General features: G+C 63.8%; 10 protein-coding genes. All 10 read right to left on the bottom strand.

Translation table 11 applies throughout. The features are described from left to right. The coding region (locus tag ABWP50_RS11720; RefSeq protein ID WP_353218169.1) for a helix-turn-helix domain-containing protein at positions 1 to 248 on the bottom strand (248 nt) is incomplete at its 3' end. Next, entirely contained in the window at positions 245 to 670 is a 426-nt protein-coding gene (locus ABWP50_RS11715) for a hypothetical protein (RefSeq protein WP_353218168.1), read from the bottom strand. The genes ABWP50_RS11720 and ABWP50_RS11715, both read right to left, overlap by 4 nt. Before the next feature lie 3 nt (positions 671 to 673). Continuing rightward, positions 674 to 940 carry a type II toxin-antitoxin system Phd/YefM family antitoxin gene (locus ABWP50_RS11710; RefSeq protein ID WP_353218167.1) on the bottom strand — a complete coding sequence of 89 codons (267 nt, stop codon included), beginning with the start codon at positions 938 to 940 and terminating at the stop codon, positions 674 to 676. A 116-nt stretch (positions 941 to 1,056) separates the two neighbouring features. Next, positions 1,057 to 1,989, bottom strand: coding sequence for an electron transfer flavoprotein subunit alpha/FixB family protein (locus ABWP50_RS11705; RefSeq protein ID WP_353218166.1), 933 nt, complete (start codon positions 1,987 to 1,989; stop codon positions 1,057 to 1,059). Then, positions 1,986 to 2,735, bottom strand: coding sequence for an electron transfer flavoprotein subunit beta/FixA family protein (locus ABWP50_RS11700; protein WP_353218165.1), 750 nt, complete (start codon positions 2,733 to 2,735; stop codon positions 1,986 to 1,988). Before ABWP50_RS11700 ends, ABWP50_RS11705 begins: the two co-directional genes overlap by 4 nt. Positions 2,736 to 2,931: 196 nt before the next feature. Beyond that, the gene (locus tag ABWP50_RS11695) at positions 2,932 to 3,984 is read right to left on the bottom strand and encodes a PEPxxWA-CTERM sorting domain-containing protein (RefSeq protein WP_353218164.1); all 1,053 of its coding nucleotides are present in this window, start codon (positions 3,982 to 3,984) and stop codon (positions 2,932 to 2,934) included. A 12-nt stretch (positions 3,985 to 3,996) separates the two neighbouring features. After that, positions 3,997 to 4,287 carry a hypothetical protein gene (locus ABWP50_RS11690; protein WP_353218163.1) on the bottom strand — a complete coding sequence of 97 codons (291 nt, stop codon included), beginning with the start codon at positions 4,285 to 4,287 and terminating at the stop codon, positions 3,997 to 3,999. A 152-nt stretch (positions 4,288 to 4,439) separates the two neighbouring features. Then, positions 4,440 to 4,985: a cob(I)yrinic acid a,c-diamide adenosyltransferase gene (locus ABWP50_RS11685; protein ID WP_353218162.1), complete on the bottom strand. Its 546-nt coding sequence runs from the start codon at positions 4,983 to 4,985 to the stop codon at positions 4,440 to 4,442. A 10-nt stretch (positions 4,986 to 4,995) separates the two neighbouring features. After that, a complete protein-coding gene (locus ABWP50_RS11680; protein ID WP_353218161.1) occupies positions 4,996 to 5,172 on the bottom strand; it encodes a twin transmembrane helix small protein in 177 nt (58 codons plus the stop codon). Between the two features lie 104 nt (positions 5,173 to 5,276). Further along, entirely contained in the window at positions 5,277 to 5,978 is a 702-nt protein-coding gene (locus ABWP50_RS11675; protein ID WP_502951052.1) for a PEPxxWA-CTERM sorting domain-containing protein, read from the bottom strand. Between the last annotated feature and the right edge of the window lie 9 nt (positions 5,979 to 5,987).

Here is a 5,987-nt window from a genome sequence, read left to right as displayed (position 1 = left end):
ATCATCGCCAGCAGCACTTGCGCCGGGCCGGTGGGGCGGCGGCGGCCTTGTTCCCAGTTGAGGAGCGTGCCCTTGGCGACGCCGATGAGCCTCGCGAACTGGCTTTGCGAAAGGCCAGTGCTGGCGCGGATGGCGGCGACATCGACCTGGGTGACGTTCACCTGATGCACCTGCGCGCCGGCCGTTTTGCCGGCGGCAAAGTCGAGGGCTTCGGCCAGGCCCTGGCGAATGCTGTCTGAAGCGGTCATGCTTCGCGCTTCACGATGGTTCGGCGGGTGCGCTGGTGGGCCAGTGTCATGTCCACAACAGCCTTGATCAGGGCCGTTGGCAGAAAGCCATAGGCCCAGCGATCCGGTGTGGCGGGAACGATGCCGGCGTCATCCCAGGCCGCACTGTTGAGTTCGGTCGTCACGATCCACGATGGCGCATCGTCCAGCCCGAGTGCGGCCTTCACGCGGGGCGGAATTGCGATGGCATCACTGGCTTGGCGCGGCGGACTGTGGGTGATTGGGGCCAGCCAGACCCGTGCGCTGCTGCCTTGGCCGGTTTGGGCCACAACAATCGCGCAAGGGCGCTGCTTTGTGCCTTCGATTCGGCCACGCTCGGCCTCCTCGTTCCACAGATAATCGAAGCGCACCACGAGGCCGAGCGCTGGTTCGGGCTTGCGCACCGGTCAATCCATCAGCGCGTCAAGGGCCGGATCGATGTGGCTGGTATCCGATGCTTCCAGCGCCCGAACCACTTCGTCGGGCAGTTCATGCGCGTAATAGGCCTGCCGTGTGTCACGGGCCTTGAGGCGTTCATATTCCTCGATATCGATCAGCACGCGCACCGGGCGGCGATGTTTGGTGATGAACACCGGCGCTTTGGCGGCATGTTCCATATAGAGGCCGGCGCGGGTCTGGAATTCGGTGGAGGGGACGGTGAGGCGCTCGGCCATGGCGGCATCCTTTTGGCTAATCCCCGGAGAATAGCCAATTTGGCGCGGCGCGCCAACAAAAAAGGCCGCCGCTCCCTCCCCGAAGCGGCGGCCCTCTGGTATCGCGGGTTACGCGCTTACAGCTTGCCGGCCAGTTCCGGCACCAGCGTGAACAGATCGCCAACCAGGCCGATATCCGCGACCTGGAAGATCGGGGCTTCTTCGTCCTTGTTGATGGCGACGATGATCTTGCTGTCCTTCATGCCGGCCAGATGCTGGATGGCACCCGAAATGCCGACGGCGACATATAGTTCCGGTGCAACGATCTTGCCGGTCTGGCCGACCTGGTAATCATTGGGGGCGTAGCCGGCATCCACCGCCGCGCGGCTGGCGCCAACGGCGGCGCCCAGCTTGTCGGCCAGCGGATCGATGAACTCGTGGAACTTGTCCATCGAACCCAGCGCGCGGCCGCCCGACACGATGATCTTGGCTGCGGTCAGCTCTGGACGGGCGGACTTGGTCAGTTCGGCGCCCACGAAGGTCGCCAGGCCAGCTTCGCCGGTGCCGGTCACGGCTTCGATGGCGGCGCTGCCGCCGCTGGTGGCAGCCTTGGCAAAGGCGGTGCCGCGCACGGTGATCACCTTCTTGGCATCGCTGCTGGTGACGGTGGCGATGGCATTGCCGGCGTAGATCGGGCGCGTGAACGTGCTCGGGCCTTCGACCGACAGGATTTCGGAGATTTGCGCCACATCCAGCGCCGCAGCGACGCGCGGGGCAATATTCTTGCCGCGGCTGGTTGCGGGGGCCACGAACGCATCATAACCGGCCATCAGGCCTGCCACGAGCGGCGCAACATTTTCCGGCAGCGCCGATGCAAAGGCGGCGTCATCGGCGACCAGCACCTTGTGCACACCGGCCACCTGCGCGGCGGCATCGGCCACGGCGCCGCAGCCATGCCCGGCCACCAGCAGGTGCACTTCGCCGCCAAGCTGCGTTGCGGCCGTCACGGCCGCCAGCGTGGCGTCTTTCAAAACTACGTTGTCATGTTCGGCAAGGACCAAAACGCTCATGCTACGGCTCCCATTTCTTTCAGCTTCGCAACCAGTTCATCGACGCTTTTCACCTTGATGCCAGCCAGGCGCTTGGCCGGCTCGGTCACCTTGGTGATGGTCAGGCGCGGCGTCATGTCCACGCCGTAATCGGCCGGGGCCTTGGTGGCGACCGGCTTGGATTTGGCCTTCATGATGTTGGGCAGCGAGGCATAGCGCGGCTCATTGAGGCGCAGATCGGTGGTGACCACCGCCGGCAGCTTGAGCGCGACGGTTTCAAGGCCGCCATCAATTTCACGCACCACCGTGACAGTGCCATCATGCGCTTCGAGCTTGGAGGCAAAGGTGCCCTGCGCCCAGCCGAGCAGGCCGGCGAGCATCTGGCCGGTCTGGTTGGCGTCGTCATCAATGGCCTGCTTGCCCAGGATGATCATGCCCGGCTGTTCTTCGGCGGCGATGCCGGCAATCACCTTGGCCACGGCCAGCGATTCGGTGGGCACATCCGTGAGCACCAGAATGCCGCGATCGGCGCCCATCGCCAGCGCAGTGCGCAGCGTTTCGGTGCATTGCTGCACGCCGATGCTGACCACGACCACTTCGGTCACCACGCCCTTTTCCTTCAGGCGGATGGCTTCTTCGACAGCGATTTCATCGAAGGGATTCATGCTCATCTTGACGTTGGCCAGCTCAACCCCGGTCTGGTCCGATTTGACGCGCACTTTGACGTTGTAATCAACGACCCGTTTGACGGGCACCAGGACCTTCATGATCGGCAACTCCCAAGCATTTTTGTTGTCTTGCCCTATGACGCCGCTGGCGGCGTGGTCAAGGGCCAAGTTGACGTTAACGTCAACCTGTCGCGGCGAAAGCCACAACGAAACGGCCCGGTGCAGTGCTGCACCGGGCCGCTTTTGGTCACGTCAGTCGCGCCGTTTCACCGGCGCGCCCGGTCAACCAATGCCGTCAGGCAGCGGTTGCCACGGCCCGGCGGCGACGCAGCGTAGCACCGATCAGGCCAAAGCCCGCGATCAGCATGGCCCAGCTGCTCGGCTCCGGCACTGCGCCCTGGAATTGCAGCTGCGTGGCTGCAACATGCTGCCCCAGTTCGATGCCCTTGGTTACAGCGCGGGCGTTGTCGTGTTCGAAGTGGATGCCGCCAAAAATGCGGCTGTCCCCGGCTTCGGTGGCGGCCTGCGACAATGACGTGTAGCAGCGATTGCCAACCACACCCGACGCCGGATCGGCCGGTGTGCAGAATGCAATATTGTCAGTTCCGAAAAAGCCGGCGATCGCGCCGGCCGCACCGCCGGAAAACGTGCTGTGGCCGGAGGTGTAGGATGGGAAGTTGGGCGTGCCCAGCAATGGCACCCAGCCGGGTTCACCCGCGACACCGCAGGTGCCGACCGTGCAGGTGTTGATCGCCGTGATCGGCCGCATCGTGTTGAAATCATATTTGATGTTCCACGCGGTGATCCCGGCATCCGCCACCGCCATGCCGACCAGCGCGCTCAACCGGGCCGCTTCGAGGATGGGCAGCGTTGTCAGCAGGCCGTTGGTGATATCCAGCCAATGGCCCGGAGGCGTGAAGGTGCCGCCGCCATCGGCCCAGAATTTGGCGATGGTTTGCTGTTCGGGGGTGCCGCAGGTTGCGCAGCCAAGCAGCCGGACCGATTCGTAATCAGCGATCCATTCCGCGCTGCCAACGACTGGCGGTGCGCCCGGCGAAAACTGGGTGGCACTGGTCGCTGCAAAGGTGGTTACGTTGCCCCACAGCGGCAGCACCGGCGGATTGGCGTTGGTTGGCTGGAAATCACCCAGACCCATGCCGGGGGTGTAGGGAACCTGCGCCACCGACGCGCCATCGGTGAGCCGGGCATTGAAGAAATTATTGGCAACCGATTGGCCAAAGGCCTTGCTGGTGGCACGCACGGCCGCGCTGATGGTGAGCGCATTGAGCTGGTTGTTCATCTCGGTGGTCAGGCTGCCCGAAAGCGTCGGGAACAGATTGGCCATCATCGTGTAGCCAGCCTAAATCGCCAGGGCATCCGTGGAGCCCGAAATATGCGGACCGCCGTAGCTATAGCCTTCATAGGCCAGACCGGAACCGGCATTGACGGCATCGAACACCGAAATATTGACCATCGCAATCGCCCGGGACATCCGCGGCGGCGGAATCGGCGCGGTGCGCACAGCATTCAACAGGCGGGTATTGATGCCGGAAACAGTGGCATTGGCCAAGGCAGCCTGCGGCAGCACCAGCGCCGCAAGGCACGTGGCTGCAACTGCTGCCTGACGGCAGCAGCGTTCAAAATTATTCATGAAATCCCCCGATTTGATGCATCAACGTCAATCCGCGACACGCGGCGACGGTGGAGTTACGACCAAATCGGATGCAGCGTCATTAATATTTGGAAAGGAATGAAAAACTCACTAAAAAGGCCAGCCATTGGACACAAGGGGCCACACTGCTGTCACCGATGGGCACCCGGTACCCACAGAACGTCACCCGCCGCCGCATTTTCCACGCGTGCCAAAACGAAAAGAAGATCGGACAGCCGATTGAGATAGTGGCGCGCCGGCCCGGAAACGTCGGCGCCGGCGGCCACGGCATCACGCTCCGCCCGGCGCACGATCGTGCGGGCCAGATGCAGGTGGGTGGCGGCAGGGGTGCCGGCCGGCAGGATGAAACTGGTCAGCGGCGACAGGGTTTCGTTGGCATTATCGATCTGCGTTTCCAGCCAGGCAATCTGATCGGGCACGATACGCAGCGCGCCGGCGATGCCATCCGGCGTGGCGACATCGGCGCCCAGATCGAACAAGTCATTCTGAATGCGCGACAAAATTCCATCGGTGGCCGCGCTGGCTGACAGCCGCGCCAGGCCGATCGCGGCATTGGCTTCGTCCACGCTGCCCATCACCTCCGGCCGGCCGCTGGCTTTCGATACGCGGCTGCCATCAACCAGGCCCGTGGAGCCATCGTCGCCGGTGCGGGTATAAATGCGGTTCAGCTTGACCATGGCCGCGCGTTCAGGCCGGCCGATTGATCAGGAACAGGATGACGATGAACAAGATCGCCAGCGCCTGCAACGCCACGCGCAGGCTCATCAGCCGATTCGATTGCTCCCCGGTCACATCCTTGCCGCGCGCCATCAGGATGATGCCCCGCGCCAGCACCCCCAGCGTCGCGAGGGCCGCCAGAATCATGAAGATAATGAGAGCGATTTGCATTTGGGAGGTTTACCACGCGAGGATGGGTTGCATAGGGGGGTGCGTCGGTTGGCCCAGAATAACCGGACGCGCCGGCCAGGTCAGGCCAGCGCCTGCCGGCGGCGAACCGCTGCGCCAACCAGACCAAAGCCGACGACCAGTAGCGCCCAACTGGCCGGTTCCGGCACGGCCGGCGCCGGTATCACCGAAACCGAAACCCCAATATTGAAGCTGGACAGGGTTTGCGCCGGCAACGCCAGCCAATCTGCCATGTTGGTGGCGCTGCCGCGCCGGAACCGCAGCGACAGAAACGGCGATGTGCCGCCAGGCGCCTGCAGCAACGCCCCAAAATCCGGCCGGCCCAGATCGGTGAGCAGCGTGGGCAGCGCCGGAAGATCGGCAAGCTGGGTGCGTCCAAACGACAGCGCGCCCAGCCTCACGCCCGCTGGCAGGCCGGCAAAACCCGTGCTGTTCATCTGATCATAAAGGAACATCGGCCCCGCCGCGCTGAAACTGCCCACGGACGCTGAAATAATGGCCTGATCGATCCGTCTGCCGGAATTGCCGGGAACCCCGGCATCGTTGACCAGAAACAGATTGCCCGGATCGCTGCCGTTCTGACTGAAACTGATGGTGCCGCCTGGCGCAAAGATTGCCACAAATCCCCGGCTGACCGAACCGCTCCAGAAACCGCTGTCGCCCTGCCCAACCAGCGGACCGTTCGCGGCAAAGACGGCGGCCTGCGTGTCAACGATGAACGAGGCGAAAAAGCCCTGGTCCTGAAACTGCGCCAACTCCGGGATCGGCGTCGG

This window comes from Sandarakinorhabdus sp. (assembly GCF_040398645.1).
In the GTDB taxonomy this organism is placed as follows: domain Bacteria; phylum Pseudomonadota; class Alphaproteobacteria; order Sphingomonadales; family Sphingomonadaceae; genus Sandarakinorhabdus.
The sequence above is the reverse complement of the archived record's forward strand: the minus strand, read 5'-3'. Positions and strand labels throughout refer to the sequence as shown.